15 protein-coding genes are annotated in these 17,249 nt (G+C 67.1%); 6 read left to right on the top strand and 9 right to left on the bottom strand.

What is annotated here, in order from left to right:
- Positions 1-70 precede the first annotated feature (70 nt).
- A complete protein-coding gene (locus ACERIM_RS06030; RefSeq protein WP_006647788.1) occupies positions 71-442 on the top strand; it encodes a cupin domain-containing protein in 372 nt (123 codons plus the stop codon).
- 61 nt (positions 443-503) lie between these two features.
- Here the strand turns inward: ACERIM_RS06030 and ACERIM_RS06025 are convergent, their stop codons facing one another.
- Both ACERIM_RS06025 and ACERIM_RS06020 read right to left on the bottom strand, forming a co-directional pair.
- Positions 504-746 carry a hypothetical protein gene (locus ACERIM_RS06025; protein WP_373631722.1) on the bottom strand — a complete coding sequence of 81 codons (243 nt, stop codon included), beginning with the start codon at positions 744-746 and terminating at the stop codon, positions 504-506.
- A gap of 152 nt (positions 747-898) precedes the next feature.
- A complete protein-coding gene (locus tag ACERIM_RS06020) occupies positions 899-1,675 on the bottom strand; it encodes an ABC transporter ATP-binding protein (RefSeq protein ID WP_373631721.1) in 777 nt (258 codons plus the stop codon).
- 212 nt (positions 1,676-1,887) lie between these two features.
- On the opposite strand from ACERIM_RS06020, the gene ACERIM_RS06015 reads away from it, so the two are divergent.
- Positions 1,888-3,558: a hypothetical protein gene (locus tag ACERIM_RS06015; protein WP_373631720.1), complete on the top strand. Its 1,671-nt coding sequence runs from the start codon at positions 1,888-1,890 to the stop codon at positions 3,556-3,558.
- Positions 3,559-3,649: 91 nt separating this feature from the next.
- The gene (locus tag ACERIM_RS06010; protein WP_373632008.1) at positions 3,650-4,450 is read left to right on the top strand and encodes an alpha/beta fold hydrolase; all 801 of its coding nucleotides are present in this window, start codon (positions 3,650-3,652) and stop codon (positions 4,448-4,450) included.
- A 19-nt stretch (positions 4,451-4,469) separates the two neighbouring features.
- On the opposite strand, the gene carB is transcribed toward ACERIM_RS06010, so the two are convergent.
- Positions 4,470-7,646, bottom strand: coding sequence for a carbamoyl-phosphate synthase large subunit (carB, locus tag ACERIM_RS06005; RefSeq protein ID WP_373631719.1), 3,177 nt, complete (start codon positions 7,644-7,646; stop codon positions 4,470-4,472).
- A gap of 266 nt (positions 7,647-7,912) precedes the next feature.
- Here carB and ACERIM_RS06000 point away from each other — a divergent pair, with 266 nt between their 5' ends.
- Positions 7,913-10,285 (top strand): PAS domain S-box protein, encoded by a 2,373-nt coding sequence (locus tag ACERIM_RS06000; protein ID WP_373631718.1) that lies wholly within the window; start codon positions 7,913-7,915, stop codon positions 10,283-10,285.
- 17 nt (positions 10,286-10,302) lie between these two features.
- Here ACERIM_RS06000 and ACERIM_RS05995 read toward each other — a convergent pair whose 3' ends face one another.
- From ACERIM_RS05995 to ACERIM_RS05970, 6 genes are all read right to left on the bottom strand, one after another.
- Entirely contained in the window at positions 10,303-10,839 is a 537-nt protein-coding gene (locus ACERIM_RS05995; RefSeq protein ID WP_373631717.1) for a DUF5815 family protein, read from the bottom strand.
- A 38-nt stretch (positions 10,840-10,877) separates the two neighbouring features.
- The gene (locus ACERIM_RS05990) at positions 10,878-11,750 is read right to left on the bottom strand and encodes an ABC transporter permease (RefSeq protein WP_373631716.1); all 873 of its coding nucleotides are present in this window, start codon (positions 11,748-11,750) and stop codon (positions 10,878-10,880) included.
- Entirely contained in the window at positions 11,747-12,664 is a 918-nt protein-coding gene (locus ACERIM_RS05985) for an ABC transporter ATP-binding protein (protein WP_006647796.1), read from the bottom strand. Before ACERIM_RS05985 ends, ACERIM_RS05990 begins: the two co-directional genes overlap by 4 nt.
- Before the next feature lie 227 nt (positions 12,665-12,891).
- Positions 12,892-13,302, bottom strand: a complete 411-nt coding sequence (locus ACERIM_RS05980; RefSeq protein WP_006647797.1) for a hypothetical protein — start codon at positions 13,300-13,302, stop codon at positions 12,892-12,894.
- Between the two features lie 74 nt (positions 13,303-13,376).
- Positions 13,377-13,625: a hypothetical protein gene (locus tag ACERIM_RS05975; RefSeq protein WP_006647798.1), complete on the bottom strand. Its 249-nt coding sequence runs from the start codon at positions 13,623-13,625 to the stop codon at positions 13,377-13,379.
- Positions 13,626-13,777: 152 nt separating this feature from the next.
- Positions 13,778-15,016, bottom strand: a complete 1,239-nt coding sequence (locus tag ACERIM_RS05970) for an NAD(P)/FAD-dependent oxidoreductase (protein WP_373631715.1) — start codon at positions 15,014-15,016, stop codon at positions 13,778-13,780.
- 238 nt (positions 15,017-15,254) lie between these two features.
- On the opposite strand from ACERIM_RS05970, the gene ACERIM_RS05965 reads away from it, so the two are divergent.
- Entirely contained in the window at positions 15,255-15,833 is a 579-nt protein-coding gene (locus tag ACERIM_RS05965; RefSeq protein ID WP_373631714.1) for a DUF6149 family protein, read from the top strand.
- A 101-nt stretch (positions 15,834-15,934) separates the two neighbouring features.
- Positions 15,935-17,200 carry an MFS transporter gene (locus ACERIM_RS05960; RefSeq protein WP_373631713.1) on the top strand — a complete coding sequence of 422 codons (1,266 nt, stop codon included), beginning with the start codon at positions 15,935-15,937 and terminating at the stop codon, positions 17,198-17,200.
- Positions 17,201-17,249 lie beyond the last annotated feature (49 nt).

Here is a 17,249-nt window from a genome sequence, read left to right as displayed (position 1 = left end):
ACCGACCCCGTCGGCCCGTCTCTCCTCCGGTACGGAATTAGGCGGACCTAGATCCGTCGACAATTCAGCCATGCCAGCAACCGATTTCGACGCCGAACGGGCGTACGACGAGGACCAGTTCAGCGCACAGCCGGTGTTCAAAAACGACCGGATCAAGGTCGTCTGTGGCTACTTCGAGCCCGGACAGTTCATCCCGGTCCACGCGCCGGGCAGCGACGTGACGATCTGTGTCCGGTCGGGCACGGGCGTCGTCCGCGAGGGCGAGACCGAACACGCGGTCGAACCCGACGACATCGTCGTCGTGGAAGCCGACGTCGACCGGGGGATTCGAGCGAGCGAGGACGAACGGCTCGAGGCCCTGCTGGTCACGAGCCCGCCGCCGACCGACGCCGAACACGACCCCGTCCGCGAGGGGTTGCGACGCGGCGTCTTCGATCCGTAGCGCGGCCGTCGTTGTGACGGCGACTCGCCTCCGGTCCGGACTCGAGGCGGCGACGGACGGCTCACGCGCCCCGTAGTCCGGTGGGCGGGCGGAAGAACAGTCCATCGAGCAGGGCCAGTAAGGCGATGGCAACGCCACCGAGGAGGGCCGCCTCGGTGGGGAGATCGAGGACCTGTCCGACGAGCGCCGCGACCGTCAGCGCCGTCGGAATCAGTCCGAGCAGGCAATCGTATCGGTCGATCGTCGAGAGGCGGTCGGCAATGCGAGCAACCGTATCGAGGCCAGTGATGTCTCTCCCTACCATCGATTCTCACCTCCGGACGAGCGTACGATCGCGACTTACTAAAAACCATGGGAAATCGAACGCTGTAGATCGCCGATACGAGTCTTTCCGCGCATCTAACGCGGTTTCGGCGCGAAAAACCGTCTCGAGGGATCGGGGGGTCGAACGGCCGGTCACTCGGCGCGGGGCTCGGCCGCCGTCTCGTCATGATCGCGGGTGATCTCGAGGAAGGCGTCCTCGAGACTGCGGGCGTCGCCGGTTTCGGCGCGGGTCTTGAGCCGGTCGGGGTCGTCCTCGGCGACGAGTGCGCCGTCGTGGAGGACGCCGATCGTATCGGCCAGTTCGTCGACGACCGGGAGGATGTGCGTCGAGAGGAAGATGGTCATCTCGTGGTCGGCGAGGTCGGCGATGGTGTCGCGCATCGTTCGGGCCGCGCGGGGGTCGAGCCCGCTCGTCGGCTCGTCGAGGAAGGCGACGTCGGGCTCGTGTAACACCGCCTGGATGACGCCGACCTTCTGGCGCATCCCCTTCGAGTAGTCCTCGATGCGCTTGTTCGCGTCGTCGAGCAGGTCGAACCGCTCGAGCAGCGACTCGATGCGCTCGCTGGCCTCGTCGTCGGGCAGATCGCGCAGCCCGGCGGCGTACTCGAGCTGTTCCCGGCCGGTGAGTTCGTCGTAAACCGGCGGTTCCTCGGGCAGGTAGCCGATGTGGGGAGTGACCGACTCGCGGTCGACGATCGAGTGGCCGGCGACGCTCGCCGTTCCTGCGGTCGGCTTCGTCAGCGTCGTCAGTATCCGCATCGTGGTCGTCTTCCCCGCGCCGTTGGGGCCGAGAAAGCCGTAGACGGTCCCGCGCTCGACTTGCATCGTCAGATCGTCGACCGCCGTCGTGTTGCCGTACCGTTTCGTCAGGCCATCGGTTTCGATAGCGAGGGCGTCGACAGGGCTCATAGGCGTCTTTTCGTACCGCTATAGTTAAATGTGTGTCATAAGTGTCGGCCGTCAACGGCCACGGGCGACCGCCTCGAGTCGGAGCTGATTCGACCGACCGAGCGACGCCACAGTGATGACAAAAACCGAATATTTTACTGAATGCGTTACGCAGGCCCGACTATGAGCCCTGTCCATCCCCGCACGCTGCGATCGACTCGAGGTGATCGCTGATGGGACAAGCCGCTATCGCCCGTACGATTACCGAAACGGAGTTCCGGCGGACCGCTCGCGCTATCGCGGGCAACCGGACGCGGTTGTTTCTGATCGCGATCGCCCTGCTGATCGCGCTCGGCCCGATGACGGCAGTCGGTGTCCTCTTCCTGCCGGAATTGGGCGAACGTGCCGCCGCCGGCTCGCTGTCGGCGTCCGGCACCACAACGATCACGGAGTTTGTCACCGGCGGAACGGCGCTCCTCTGGCTGTTTCTGGTCGTCATGGCCGTCATGCGGGCGGTCACGACGACCGCTGACGTCGATAAGCCGGCCTTTCTCCTGTTGTCGACGTCGGTCCGCAACGCCGTCGTCGGCCTCGTCGGTGCGGAGATCGCCCGTTTTCTGACCTGGGTACTGCTGCCGGCGGTGGTGTTCGCCGCGGCGTTTGCCTCCGGTGCGGGAACTGTGGTACCCGTTCTGGTCGCGCCGCTTTTCCTAGTGGTGATCATCGCGACCGCCGTCCCGGTCGGGTTCGCCGTCGGCGTCTGGGTTCGCCACCTGATCACCGCCTACGAACCGATCGCCAAGTACCGGACGCTGCTGTTTGCCGCCTTCTGGGTCGCGTACTTCGGTGTGATCATGACCGGGGGAATCAACGAGGTCGCGGCGACGCTCTTTCGGCACCTGCAGGCCAGCCCGCTGGGCTGGCCCGGCCATTTGCTATTGGTCGGCGTCCCCATCATCGATTCGTCGATGGTCGCGATCGGTGGTGCGGCGGTCGGCTCGCTGCTCGTCGTCGGTGCCGCCCTCGCCGTCGGGACGGCCGGCGCACGGACCCACTGGTTCGCCGATGCGGCCCGAACCGAGGACGAACCCGACCCGACCGTCGAACGGGGCGACGACCGGCTCACGGGAGCCCTCTCGGGTGTCCTCACGCGGCCGGTCCGAACCGTAGCCGTGACGGCGATCCGACGGACGAAACGCTCGCCGATCCGACTCGCGTACGTCGGCTACCCGCTGCTCGGTGCCATCGGGTTCGTCCAGCAGATCATCGAGTCCGGGACCGTCCCGTCGTTCATGGTCGCGCTGTTCTGTCTGTACGTCGTCTGGGCGGCCGGCGCGCTGTTCACGCTCAACCCGCTCGGCGATCTCGGCCCGGCCCTGCCCGCCGTCGTCACGTCGACGCTCACCGGCCGGCAGGCGATCCGCGGCCGGATCGTCGCCGCTGCCCTCGTCGCCGTCCCGTTCGCGGTGGTCGTCCCGCTCGTCCTCGGGGTCGTCAGCCCCCTCTCGCTCGAGCGGACCGGCGTCCTCGTCGCCGGGACCGTCGTCGGGGCGGTCGCCACGCCGGCGCTGGCGTCGGGGATCGGCTCGGCGTTCCCCCGCTTCGGCAGCGTCAGCGTGACCAACAACCGCGAGGCGGTGATGCCGAGCAAGACCGCCTTCCTCGTATACACGCTGGCGATCGCGCTGCCGGCGATCGCGGCCGCCGTCCTCTACCTCGAGGCCCCGGAGACGATCGCCGGCCTGCTTCGAGCCGCCACCGCGTTGACCCCGCTGCCCGAGGTTGAGGTCTCGGCCCGCGCGATCACGATCGGTTCGTGGATCGTCCTGATCGGCGGCCTGCTCGCGCCGCCGATCTCCTACCGCTACGGTGTCGAGCGGTTCGACTGGTACGACTTCGAGTAGCCGATCCCCGCTCTCCGTCGTGTCACCGCGCCGGCGTCCGTAATCTGTCATCATGCAGGGGTTCTACACGGTCGGCGCACATGGGGAGCGCATGCGAATGAACACCGTTCGCCGCGGGAGCGGCGAGCCGTTACTGCTCGTTCACGGACTGGGCGGGAGCTGGCGAACGTGGACGCCGATCCTCGAGTCGCTGGCCGCCGAGCGCGAGGTGATCGCCGTCGACCTCCCCGGCCACGGCGAGACGCCGCCGCTGCCCGGCGAATCGTCCGTCAGGACGCTCGCCGACGCTGTCGGCTCGTTTCTGGTGGCGAACGACCTCGAGGGGGTCGACGCCGTCGGCAACTCGATGGGCGGGCGGCTCGTCCTCGAACTGGCGCGGCGGGGCGATATCGGCGCGACGGTCGCGCTCGATCCCGGCGGGTTCTGGGAGGGATGGGAGCGGTACTTCTTCTATGCGACGCTGGCCCCGTCGATCCGGCTCGTTCGGTTGCTCCAGCCCGTGATGGGGCGACTGATGAACAGCGCCGCGGGTCGCACCGCCCTGTTGGCCCAGCTCTCGGCGCGACCCTGGGCGTTGCCTCCCGACGTGGCGCTCACGGAGATGCGGACCTTCGCGGACTCGCCGTCGTTCGACGAACTCCTGTCTGGGTTGGCCTTCGGACCCGGCCAACCGGGCGCCGACGACACGCCGGGACCGGTCGTCCTCGGCTGGGGGCGCAAGGACCGCGTCACGCTCCCACGGCAGGCGAAACGAGCCGCGGAGCGGTTCCCCAACGCGCGGGTGTACTGGTTCGAGGACGCCGGGCACTACCCACACTGGGACGCCCCCGACGAGGCGGCGCGGTTGATACTCGCCTGTACCGGCGAAACGGCGGAACGACTTCGAGAATAGACGCCGTCGGCGAGCGGTCTTACTCCGACACGCCCCACTTCGCGGTGCGCTTCGGCCGCTCGGTGACCGACGCGACCTCGAGATCGCCGTCGAACTCGTCGAGCGCTTCGACGTAGGCCTCGGCGCTGGCGACCGTCGAGAGGTAGGGGATCTCCTCCTCGACGGCCATCTCGAGCGAGTCGCGATCGCGGCTGACGACGAAGTCGACGTCGCCCTCGCGGATGGCCGCGGGCACGTCGTCAAACTCGGCGACGTCGAAGTGGGTCTCGAAGCCGTCGACGTCTAAGTCGACGACGGCGGTCCCCTCGCTGACGGCGTTGCCGGCCGCCTGCTGGGACTTCCAGTAGGCCGTGCCGAAGTCGCTTGCCGTGCCCATGACCTCGCCGGTGGATTTCATCTCCGGGCCGAGACGCGGGTCCGAGCCCGGCAGGCGGTCGAACGGCAGGACGACCTCCTTGATCGAGGTGTGTTCGGGGATCTGCTCGTCGGCCTCGAGGCTCGAGAGCGTCTCGCCGGCCATGACCTTCGCGGCGAGTTTGGCGATCGGGACGCCGGTCGCCTTCGAGACGAAGGGCACGGTACGCGAGGAGCGCGGGTTCGCTTCCAGCACGTAGACTTCGCCGTCACGAACCGCGAGCTGGACGTTCAGCAGGCCTTTGGTCTTGAGCGCCTCGGCGATGTCCTCGGTGACCTCGCGGACGCGCTCTAAGGTGTCTTCCTCGAGCGAGCGGGGCGGGATCATACACGCGGAGTCGCCGGAGTGGACGCCGGCGCTCTCGACGTGTTCCATGATGCCGCCGATGATGACATTGCGGCCGTCCGAGACGGCGTCGACGTCGAGTTCGACCGCGTCCTCGAGGAAGTCGTCGACGAGGATCGGCTTCTCGGGGCTGACGCGGACCGCTTCCTCGATGTAGGTCTCGAGTTCGTCGTCGTTGTAGACGACGTCCATCGCGCGGCCGCCCAGCACGTAGGAAGGACGCACGAGGACGGGGTAGCCGATGTCGTGGGCCAGTTCCAGCGCCTCCTCCTCCGAGAAGGCGGTGCCACCGTCGGGCTGGGAGATACCCATCTCCTCCATCAGGAGGTTGAAGCGGTCGCGGTCCTCCGCGAGGTCCATCGCCTCAACGGAGGTGCCCATGACCTCGCAGTCGAGATCGCGACGGTTGAGTTCGTCCTCGAGGGGTTCGCCGATGTTGACGGAAGTCTGGCCGCCGAACTGGACCATCACGCCGTCGGCACCGGTCGCCTCGGCGACGTCGGCGACCTCTTCGGCGGTGATGGGCTCGAAGAACAGCCCGTCGGAGGTATCGTAGTCGGTCGAGACCGTCTCGGGGTTGTTGTTGACGACGTAGGCGTCGATGCCGAGTTCGCGCAGGGCGCGGACGGCGTGGACCGAACAGTAGTCGAACTCGACGCCCTGTCCGATGCGGATCGGGCCGCCGCCGACGACGATCACGCTCTCGATGTCGCGATCGACCTCGAGTTCGCCCGCGGCGGCGTCGCCCAGCAGCGGGCCGGACTCGAACTCGGACTTGCGCGCGGAGTAGTAGTACGGCGTCTCGGCCTCGAACTCGCCGGCGCAGGTGTCGACCTGTTTGTAGGTGCGGCCGGGGACCTCGGTTTCGACGGTGTCGACGTCCGCACCGGCGGCCGAGGCGATCGTCGCGTTGGTGTGGCCGGCGATGGCGGCCTCGGTGAAGTCGCCCTCCTGGGCCGCCAGCGTCGAGTCGGCGATGTTCTTGTAGCGTTCGGTGTACCACTCGAAGATGCCCGTCAGGTCGACGACCTCGTCGACGGTGTAGCCGCGTTCGAACGCCTCGAACATGGCGTAGGGGCGGTCGGGCGAGGGTCGCTCGAGGTACTGTTCCTCGAGTTCCGCGTCCGAGACTTCCTCCCAGTCGACGTCGGGTTCGTACTCCGAGGAGCGAAGCGCCTTCAGGAGGCTCTCCTCGAAGCTGCGGCCGATAGCCATCGCCTCGCCGGTCGACTTCATCGCCGTCGTCAGCTCGAAGTCGACGTCGTCGAACTTGTCTTTGGGCCACCGGGGGACCTTGGTGACGACGTAGTCGATCGCGGGCTCGAACGCCGCCGTCGTTTCGCCGGTGATCTCGTTGTCGATCTCGTGGAGGCGCTTGCCCAGGGCGACCTTCGCGGTGACACGGGCGATCGGGTAGCCGGTCGCCTTCGACGCGAGTGCGGAAGAGCGAGAGACGCGGGGGTTGACCTCGACGACGCGATACTCGCCGCCGGGGGTGCCGTCGTCGTGCCAGGCGAACTGGATGTTACACCCACCTTGGATACCGAGTTCGCGGATGACGTCGAGCGCCGCCGAGCGCATCTCCTGGTGGCCCTCGTCGGGGACGATCTGGGACGGCGTGACGACCGTCGACTCCCCGGTGTGGATGCCCATCGGGTCGATGTTCTCCATATTACAGATGATGATACAGGAGTCGTCGGCGTCGCGCATCACTTCGTACTCGTACTCGACCCAGCCGGCGATGGACTCCGTGATGAGGACCTCGCTGTTCCGGGAGAGACGCAGGCCCTTGCGGACGCGGCGCAGCAGTTCGTCCATCTCGTGGACGACACCGGAGCCGGAGCCCCCCAGCGTGTAGGTCGTGCGGGCGATGACCGGCAGTCCGCCGACCTCGTCGACGGCGGCCTCGACGCGCTCTTTCAGGTCGGCCTCGGTCATCTCCGAGACTTCTTCGTCCTCCTCGAGCGAGATGGTCGTCGAGGCGGGAACCGGCTGGCCGATCTTCTCCATGCGCTGGCGGAAGAGGTCGCGGTCTTCGGTCGCGTAGATCGTATCCAGCGGCGTCCCCATGATCTCGACGTCGTACTCCTCTAAGACGCCCTCCTCGGCGAGTTCGGCGGTGACGTTCAGACCGGTCTGGCCACCCAGCCCGGCGATGACGCCGTCGGGGTTTTCCTTGCGGATGATCTCGGCGATGGCGTCGGTGGTGATCGGCTCGATGTAGACCTCGTCGGCCATCTCCGGGTCGGTCATGATCGTCGCCGGATTCGAGTTGACGAGGACGACGCGAGCGCCCTCTTCCTGGAGCGCCCGGCAGGCCTGTGCGCCCGAGTAGTCGAATTCGGCGGCCTGTCCGATCTGGATCGGGCCGCTGCCGATCAACAGGATCGTGCGGCCGTCGCCCGTCTCGGCGTCGGTGGCGGTGTCCGTACTCATTTGTCTTGTCGAATCGGAGTTCGCACATCGTAATAAGCCCCACGATACAGTACGAATCTCGAAATCGATTTTCGAAATTCGAACCCACGGCGTCGGACGGGTACCGGAGACACCGGTTTCGGGTTTCGACGACCGATTTCCGCCGGTTAAACGTGAATTACGTGCGTAATTCGATCCCCCGTGCCGTTCCCGTTATCGGCGGTCATACCCATATATGTCGGCCGAATTTCTTATCACGGCCCGTTTCCTTGCTTCGGAGCAATCAGATGGTTAGGCCCGGCTCGGATCAGTTCTCTCGACCGACGACCGTTATCTACGCCGATCCATCCACCGAACGCCGACGGCGGACGGTCGACGCCCTCGAGTCGGCAGCGAACACACTCACGGTCGTCCCCGTTGCGACGCCGACCGCGCTCCGCGACGCGCTCGCGGGGGCGTCCGAGCGCACCTGTGTCGTCACCGAACGCGACCTCGGTGGGACGAGCGCGGTGACGCTGTACGACCGGATCACGGCCGGCGAGGAGCCGCCCGTCCCGTTCGTCCTCTACACCGGCGACGGCGACGAACTGCTCGCGAGCGACGCCATCGGGGCCGGACTGGCCGGCTACGTTCCGAGAGGTCGCGAGGATTCGCTCGAGCGATTGCTCGCACAGATCCGACGGGCCGTCGAGGAGGCGGGACGCGACGAGACGGCGATCGATCCCCGGTCGGACGGGGCCGTCGAAACCGAGCGGGACCGGTTTCGCTCGCTGTTCGAGAACATCCCCGACCCGGTCGTGTTGACGGTTCGTGACGACGGCAATCGAATTCTCGACGTCAATCCGGCGTTCGAGGAGATGTTCGGGTACGATCGAGCGACGCTGGTCGGAACGACGATCGAGGATCGGCTCGTCCCCGACGGCTCGGAGCCGATCGACGCCTACGGGGAAAGCGGTCCCGGCGGGAGCGTGACCACCATCGACGAGCGGGTGACGGCGGAGGGGCCCCGGGAGTTCCTGCTTCGCGTGTTCGCCGTCGATCTCGGCGACGAGATCCACGAGTATGCGATCTACACCGACATCGCCGCACAGAAGCGCCGGGAGCGTGACCTCGAGCGGTACCGAACGCTCGTCGATACCGTCGGCGATCCGATGTTCGTCCTCGACGCGGACGGGCGGATCGAGATGGTCAACGAAGCGATGGCAGCCGTCCTCGGAACGACGCGTTCGGACCTCGTCGGGGATCACCCGAGCGCCTACATGCCCGACGAGGACGTCGACCGGGCGACGGCGACCCTCCGTGAGATCCTTGCCGACGAGGATCGGACGTGGGAGACCTACGAGATGCAGTTCGAGCCCGTCGACGGCGACCCGTTGCTCGTCGAGAACAACGTCGCGCCGCTGGTCGACGAAGGCGGGACGTTCACCGGCAGCGTCGGCGTGATCCGCGACATCAGCGATCGCAAGGAACGCGAGCGGCGCATCCACCGCCTCCACGAGGGTACCCGTCGCCTGATGGCGGCCGAACGCACCGACGAGGTCGCTCGCGTCGCGACCGAGATCGCCCGCGATGCGCTGTCGCTCGAACTCAACGCCGTCCACCTGTACGAGGAGCGGCCGACGATCCGATCCGCGTCGGCTACCGATGCGAGCGCAGGGACCGGCCGCCCCAGCGAACGACGGGACGAACACGGCGTTCTCGTCCCGGCCGCGGCGACCGACGAGACGGAAGCCCTGCTCGGGACGGTGCCAGCACTCGGCCCCGACAGCATCGCCTGGGACGCCTTCACGGCCGGGGAAACGCTCGTCCACGGCGACGTCCGCCGTGCCGATAACGTTCGCAACCCCGAGACGTCGATGCGGAGCGAGATCCACATCCCGCTGGGCGATGCGGGGATCTTCATCGCCGGTTCGACGACGCCCAACGATTTCGACGCCGAGACGATCACCCTCGCGCGCATCCTCGCGGCCAACGTCGAGGCCGCCCTCGAGCGGGCCCGTCGCGAGGCCGAACTCGCCGCGCGGACGGCCGAACTCGAGCGCCAGAACGATCGGCTGGACGCCTTCGCCAGCACCGTCTCCCACGACCTGCGGAACCCGCTGACCCTCGCGGCGGGCCACCTCGAGAACCTCGAGGCCCACGTCGATAGCGAGGGCGAACGCTACCGCGAGGAGATCGACTGGGCGCTCGAACGGATGAACACGCTCATCGAGAACGTTCTCACACTGGCCCGGAGCGGCCAGCACCTGACGGAGACGGACGCGGTCGATCTCGACGAGATCGTCGAGCGGGCACACCGGACCGTCGATCCCGACCTCGACCTCGTCCACGCGGACTCGCTCCCGACGGTCGAGGCCGATCCGGAGCGGCTGCTCGTCTGCTTCGAGAACGCCTTCCGCAACGCCCGCGAACACGTCGGCGAGGACGTGACGGTCACGGTCGAGCGGACTGCCGACGGGTTCGCGATCGCCGACGACGGTCCCGGCGTCCCGCCAGCCGAACGTACGGACATCCTCGAGTCCGGCTACAGCACCGATCCGGACGGAACCGGCTTCGGGCTGGCGATCGTCTCCGAGGCGATCGAGGCCCACGGCTGGTCGATTGCGGTCGAGGAAAGCGACGCGGGCGGGCTCCGGCTGGCCGTTTCGTTCGAGGAGTAGACGCCAAGGCGGGCGGCCTACAGCGCGCGGTCGTGTTCGCTCTCGAACTCCCGTTCCCGCCGGTACTGCTCGACGAAGGCCTCGACGTCGAACTCGAGCATCTGGGACTCGAACTCGGAGACCGCGGTGTCGTCGTCGGCGTGGCTGATCGCGTGTTCCATGAGTTCGACGACGAGTTCGACGACGACCTCGTGGAGTCGGCGGGCGTCGAAGTCGGTGACCCAGACGAGCGTGTAGCCGACCGCACCGTCGTCGCTGGCGTCGTGGACGACGACCGCCTCGGGGAACTCCTCCAGGACGACCCCCAGCAAGTGGGGGGTGCCGAACTCCTCGAACTCGTCGTCGGTGTCGATCGTCTCCCGCAGGACCGTCACCAGCGATTCGGGAAAGAACCGAGAGGGCGGGTGGACGTCCGTGACGACCGCGTGGCTGTCACCGCAAGGACAGTCGTACTCGCGCATCCCCAGATCGATCTCGTGGGGGTCGAGGTGGGTCCCGCAGGGTAACTCGAGCCGATCGCCGCCGTCCGCACCTGCAGCGCCGGGGCCTGCCATTGCCCGCCGTTCGGCCGGAGCGGGCTTAAGGGCGACGATCAGAGGTCGGTCCCGTCGAACAGGACGAGGCCGATCACCAGCGACACGAGGACCCACGCGAGCAAAACGAGGACGCCGATCTCGGGGCTCGCGTAGAACGGCTCGGCCGCGTCGGCCGCGACTTCGACGCCGGCTCCCGCCTGAGTCGGCTCGGTGCCCGACGCGTCCGCGAGGTCGGGCAGCAAGGCGACGACGGTCGAGAGGTACGCCGACGAGGGCGACAGCTGCAACAGGGGGTACAGCCAGTCCGGCATCGTCGACGGGATCGTAAAGCCCTCGAGGACGTAGAGGATCCCCATCGGGATCACGTCCCAGAGCAGTTCGAAGACGACGAAGAAGCCAAGTGCCAGCGTCGTCGCCCGGGAGGTCGAGCCGGTCGCCGCCGAGATGCCGACGACGATCGTCGCGTAGACGGCCGCAAACGCCAGCGTGATGAGGACGAAAAGCAGTGCCGCGGCGGCGTCGAGGTCACCGAGCAGTGCCGCACCGACCCCGAGACCGACGAGGAGGCCGACGCCCAGCCCGAACGCGAGGACGGCGGCTCGGCCGACGACCTTCCCGGCGAAGACCCGCCGACGCGTGGTCGGCAGGGAAAGTAGGAGCTTGATGCTCCCGAGTTCGCGCTCCCCGGCGAGGGACTTGTAGCAGACGACGATCGCGGCCAGCGGGACGAACAGACCGACGAGACCGACCGTGAAGAGCAGCAAGCCGCCGAACGTCGCCGCCGTCGTCGAACCCAGCAACGCGGGCGCTTCGACGTAGGCGTACGTCGAGGCGATCGACAGGACCACGAAGACGGTCACGAGCGCCCACAGCGCGCGCGACTGGACGGCATCCCGGAAGTCCTTCTTCGCGACCGCGACCCAGCTCACGCCTCGACCTCCTGTTTCTCGGTCGTGTATCGGACGAACAGGTCCTCGAGCGACGACTCGACGACCGAGAAGTCTTGTACCGGCGCGATCTCGTCGATCGCGTGCAACACGGCGAACTTCGAGACGCCGTCGACGGTCACCCGCAACCGGCCTTCGTCGATCGCCGCTCGCCCCACGCCGTCGAGGCCACGCACACGCTCGAGAACGCCCTCGTCGAGCGCCGTGACGTACACGTACAGCGTCTCGCCGGTCTCGGTCGCGTCGCGGAGACCGTCGATGGTGTCGACGGCGACGAGCCGGCCCCGATCGATGATGGCGACGCGGTCACAGACCGCCTCGACCTGTTCCATGATATGACTCGAGAAGAAGACGGTCGTGCCGCGGGCGTTCTCCTCGCGGATGATCTCGCGCATTTCCCGAGCGCCGTTCGGGTCGAGCCCGGTCGAGGGCTCGTCGAGGACGAGCAGGTCGGGATCGCCGGCCAGCGCCATCGCCAACACCAGCCGCTGGCGCATCCCCTTGGAGTAGCCGCCGGCGGGACGATCGGCCGCGTCAGCGACCCGGACCCGCTCGAGCAGGGCGTCGGGATCGTCGTCGACGCCTTTCATCTCGATCGCGAACTCGACGTGCCGGCGACCGCTGAGTCGGTCGTAGACGTGGTAGGCGTCCGGAAGCACACCGGTTCGCTGCCGGACGGCCAACCCCTCCGACTGGGCGTCGTGACCCAGCACGGACGCGGTCCCACCAGTCGGTCGAGTGAAGTCGAGCAGGATGTCGATCGTCGTCGACTTTCCCGCGCCGTTCGGGCCGAGAAAGCCGAAGATTTCGCCCTCCTCGACGGTCAGATCGAGTCCGTCGACGGCGACGACGTCCCCGTACCGCTTGGTCAGTCCCTCGAGTTCAATCGCGGCCATGACCGAGCCTCCCGACCGCCGACGGACCGAGGGATCGCGGTTGTACAGTCTGCATACGGCTTCGTGGACGGCCACTACGATAAGGATTAGCGTCTTTCCGCGGAGTCGGCTACGACGGCAACTCACGGCACGGGGCACGTGCGCCGGGGCCGCGGTCGGTCCCGAATGCGGTTACACAGGGACGGCGCGGCTCCCCCGGAACGGGACCGGCCGTCGCTGCGACGGTCTCAGGGCCAGTCGTCGCGGACCTCTTCGGCGTCGTCGTCCTCGTCGTCGGCGCTCGAGGCGATGATCCAGTCGGCCGCGTCGGCGGCGTCTTCGACCGCCAGATACTCCCAGTCGACCTCCTCGGCCAACTGTTCGTCCTCCTCGCTGGCTCCGACGTAGACGTAGCGTCCGGTGTCGAACTGGTCTTTGACGCCCTCGAGGCTCTCGGCTTTGCCACGGGGCCCGGAGAAGAAGTCCTGACGGATGCGGTTCTTTCGGGTGAAGTTCGTGACGACGTAGGTCGGTTTCTCGGAGACGACGCCGATGTACTCGGTCCACCCTCTGGCGTCTTCGAACACGCGCTCGGGCGAGGCGAGTTCCTTGAGCGCCTCGAGTTCGAACGCCAGTGTCATGTCGCTGTCGCCGTTCATGCGTCATCGAAAGCGCGCACACGGGAAAACGACTTCGATACCACCCACGGGGCGGGAGGCGGAGCCCCGGCGGCTCAGACCCGTTCGACGCGGAAGTAGTCCGTGAAGACGATCACCTCGCCCGGCTCGAGGTCGGTCTCGGCGGCCGAAACGGGGCGGTCCTCGGTGACGGCGCGATAGATGGCGTCCAGCGTCTCCGTCTCGAACTGATCGACGTGACGGACTGTCGCGTCCGCCGGCACGGACGGGACTCGCTCGAGTCGCACAGCAGCGGACTCGGGACGTACTGATCGGGACTGGAGTTCACTGGTCGCCATGTTCATTGTTACCAAATGTACCCATCTGTGTTAAGCGTTCCGCTTCCGGCAGTGGCGGCGGCGAGACAGGAGAACAGTTCGTCGTCGCGGAGACGCCGGTCTCACGGTTCGATTCGTCGGAAAAGCGCCGCGAACGGATCGGAAAACGGAGGTGGCCGCTACTGCTCCTGCGTAGGGGCGAGTTCGTCGAGGTCGACGGACTGCTCTAAGAGGACCTCGGCCTGATCGGCGACGACGCGCTGTTCGCGCATCAGCTGTTTGAACTTGCTCTGGGGCGAGAGGTCGCCGATGAGGACGCCGCCGACGATCTTGCCGTCCTTGAAGGCGATGCGTCGCCACTCGGTGTCGCTGTATTTGCGCTCGGCGTGTTCGTCGCCGCGTGTCGGATGACCGAAAGAGAGGAACGGGAAGTCGAAGTGCGTAATGGAGTACGACGAAACCCACTGGAAACCCTCTTCCTCGGCGTCGGCGGCCATGTTGATGGCGGCGACCCGGCCCTGTTCCTTGGCCGAGCCCCACGAGCCGTTCTGGGCCTGCTCGCCCAGCAGGACGTCGTGGAACTGCGTGAGGTCGCCGGCCGCATAGATGTCGTCGACGTTGGTCTGCATGTACTCGTCGACGACGATCCCGTTGTCCTGCTCGATGCCGGCCCCACGGAGGAACTCGGTGTTGAACGACAGGCCGATCGCGACGCCGGCGAAGTCACACTCGTAGCGGTCGCCGTTGGGGTCGACCGCGGCGGTGACGCGGCCGTCGTCGTCGACCTCGAAGTGGTCGACGCCGCTATCGAAGACCGGCTCGACACCGACGCTGCGCATGCCCTCGTGCATGATCTCGGCACCCTCGGCCGAGAGGGCGTAGCGCCACCAGCGATCACCGCGCATCAGGTAGTCGGCGTCGATCCCCTGTGCGCCACAGACCGCGGCGAAGTCGATCCCGAGCAGGCCCGCGCCGACGATGACGCCCCTGTCGGCCTCGTCGGCGTGGTTGCGGATCCCGCGAGCGTCCTCGAAGGTCCAGAAGTGATGGATTCCGTCGGCGTCGCTGTTCTCGACGGGCAGTTGGGTCGGCGTTCCGCCGGTCGCCACGAGCAGCTTGTCGTAGGGGATCTCCCCGCTGTCGTGAGTGTGGACGACCTTCCCCTCCGTGTCGACGCTCGTGACGTGGGTATTGAGCGAGAGGTCGATGTCGCGGTCCTCGTACCAGTCCTCGTCGTGGATCGAGATCGGGGCTTCGGGGAGTTTGCCCTTCGCGTGTTCCTTGATGAGAATCCGGTTATACAGTGGCTCCCCCTCATCGGTGATGACGGTAATCTTCGCGTCCGGGTCCTCTTCCCGGAGGGTCTCGGCGGCCGAACTGCCCGAGATCCCGTCACCGATGATGACGTACTGAGTCATATCCCGATGGTTCGTAATCCGGGTTAAAGTGGGTTGCTATCTCGTCTATTTTGCCGGACGACAGTGTCTGACACTACGAGCGTAAACTGAACGCCGAATATATTCACCAGAGTTTACCGATCTCGAGCCATCCGGCACCATTTCTCGAGCATGCAACGATTGCTGGCATCGCCGACGATCGCGGACCCTAACAGTGTTGTCCGAACCGTTCTTTAGGATATCCCCCCAATCGTCGGGCATGAAACTGCGACAGAACGCGAAACACTTCGCCTATCGCAAGGCCCTCGAGACGCCCGGGATTCGCTCGGTCGCCAACTCGGGGCTGGTCAGGCTCCACACCAAGATCTTCACCGGGAAGGCCGACCCGGCCCGCGCCGAGGAACGGAAAGCCCACCTCGACGGTCTCTTCGACGCGACGATGGACACCTACCTGCGGGCGCTCCAGGAGGGGTACTCCGAGGCCGAGGCCCGCGAGATCACCCATATCCAGGCCAACTTCGACTTCTACAACCACGGCTGGACCGAGATGATGGAGTTCCCGGCCGACGAACTCGAGGCCCATTACGACCGCTACGGCGAGTTCTTCGAGCGCTGGGACGTGACCATCGACGAGCCGCTGGGCCAGTTCGCCCCGCCGGAGGGATTGCCCGCGGCACCGTCGACCCCCGAACGGCTCGACGATCCCGATCACCCACACGCCGAGGGCGGGTTCGCCGACGACGTCTACGTCGAGACCGACGACGGCGAGCTGATCGTCGGGGGGCAGGACGAACCCGAGGACGTCGACGTCTCACAGGTCGTCACGGACGAGGACTGAGAGGGGCGTCGACGCTGTTCGTGTGCTTCTCCCGGTCGGCGCCAGCCGGTTCCCACACGGCTAAGTAGCCGGAGCGTTCCGGTTCGGGCAACGGCTCGATCATGGCACTCGAGGGCAACGACCGATCGATCGCGGCGTTTACCATGGCCGGCCACGCGCTGGTTCACTGGTTCGAAACCTCGATTCCGATCTTTCTGGTCGTCTGGCTGGCCGAGTTCGACGCGGGCGTGAGCCTGTTCGGGATCGTCGTCGCGCTGGGCTATGCCCCCTTCGGGATCGGCGCGTTGCCCGGCGGCGTCCTCGCGGACCGATACGGCACGAAGCGGCTCATCGTCGCCTGTCTGGCCGGGATGAGCGCCGCCTTCCTCGTCCTCTCGCTGGCGACGTCGATCTACGCGATCGCCGTCGGCCTCGTCCTGTGGGGCGTCGCCGCCAGCGTCTACCACCCCGCCGGCCTCGCGCTGATCAGCACCGGCGTCGAGGAACGGGGCACCGTCTTCGCCTGGCACGGGATCGCGGGCAACACCGGCATCGCGCTCGGCCCCTTCGTCGCCGCGACCCTGCTGATCGCCCTCGAGTGGCAACTCGTCGCCGCCCTCCTGGCCGTGCCGGGCATCCTCGCGGTCCTGTACGGGCTCAGTGCGGAGTTCGATCCCACCGCGGCCGTCGCCGACGACATCGACGCCAGCCCCGACGACGCGCTGTCGCTCTCGGAGTTCCTCGCGGACTCGCGGGCACTGTTCGCCAGCGCCTTCGCGTTGATCTTCGCAATCGTCGCCGTCGAGGGGCTGTACTACCGGGGAATGCTTACCTACCTCCCGGAGATTCTCCACGGGCTGCCGGCCATCGAGGGACTGGTCGTCCCCGCCGGCCTCGAGGGGATCGAGCCCGCGGACTACATCTACGTCGGCCTGTTGGTCGTCGGGATGGGCGGCCAGTACGCCGGCGGGAAACTGACCGATCGGCTCGAGCCAGCCCGCGGTCTGTTGGCGATTTTCGGCGTCCTCGCGGCGCTGGCGCTGGCGTTCGTTCCCGTGACCGGACTGGGACTGCTCCCCGTCGCCGCGCTCTGTGGCGCGTTCGGGTTCTTCCTCTTCGCGATCCAGCCGTTCTACCAGAACGCCGTCGCGGTGTACACGCCGCCGGACACCCGCGGGCTCTCCTACGGCTATACCTACCTCGGGGAGTTCGGGATCGGTGCTGCGAGCATCGCCGTCGGCGGGTTCGTCCTCGGCGAGGCGTCGCTGGCGGCGTTTTTCGGCGTGATCGCGACCTTCGCCCTCGCCGGGGCCGGCCTCTCGGTGGCGCTGCTCGCCGGTCTCGGTCGTTTCACCGGGGCCGAACGCCCCACCGGGGCGAAGGAGTAGCCGACACTGGGCTCCCACGCAGCGACGGGGAGAAACGCGGTCGCCGCCG

It is taken from the genome of Natrinema sp. H-ect1, from assembly GCF_041821105.1.
GTDB classification, from domain to species: domain Archaea; phylum Halobacteriota; class Halobacteria; order Halobacteriales; family Natrialbaceae; genus Natrinema; species Natrinema thermotolerans.
Note: the sequence above shows the minus strand (reverse complement) of the source record. Positions and strands in the feature narration are given on the sequence as shown.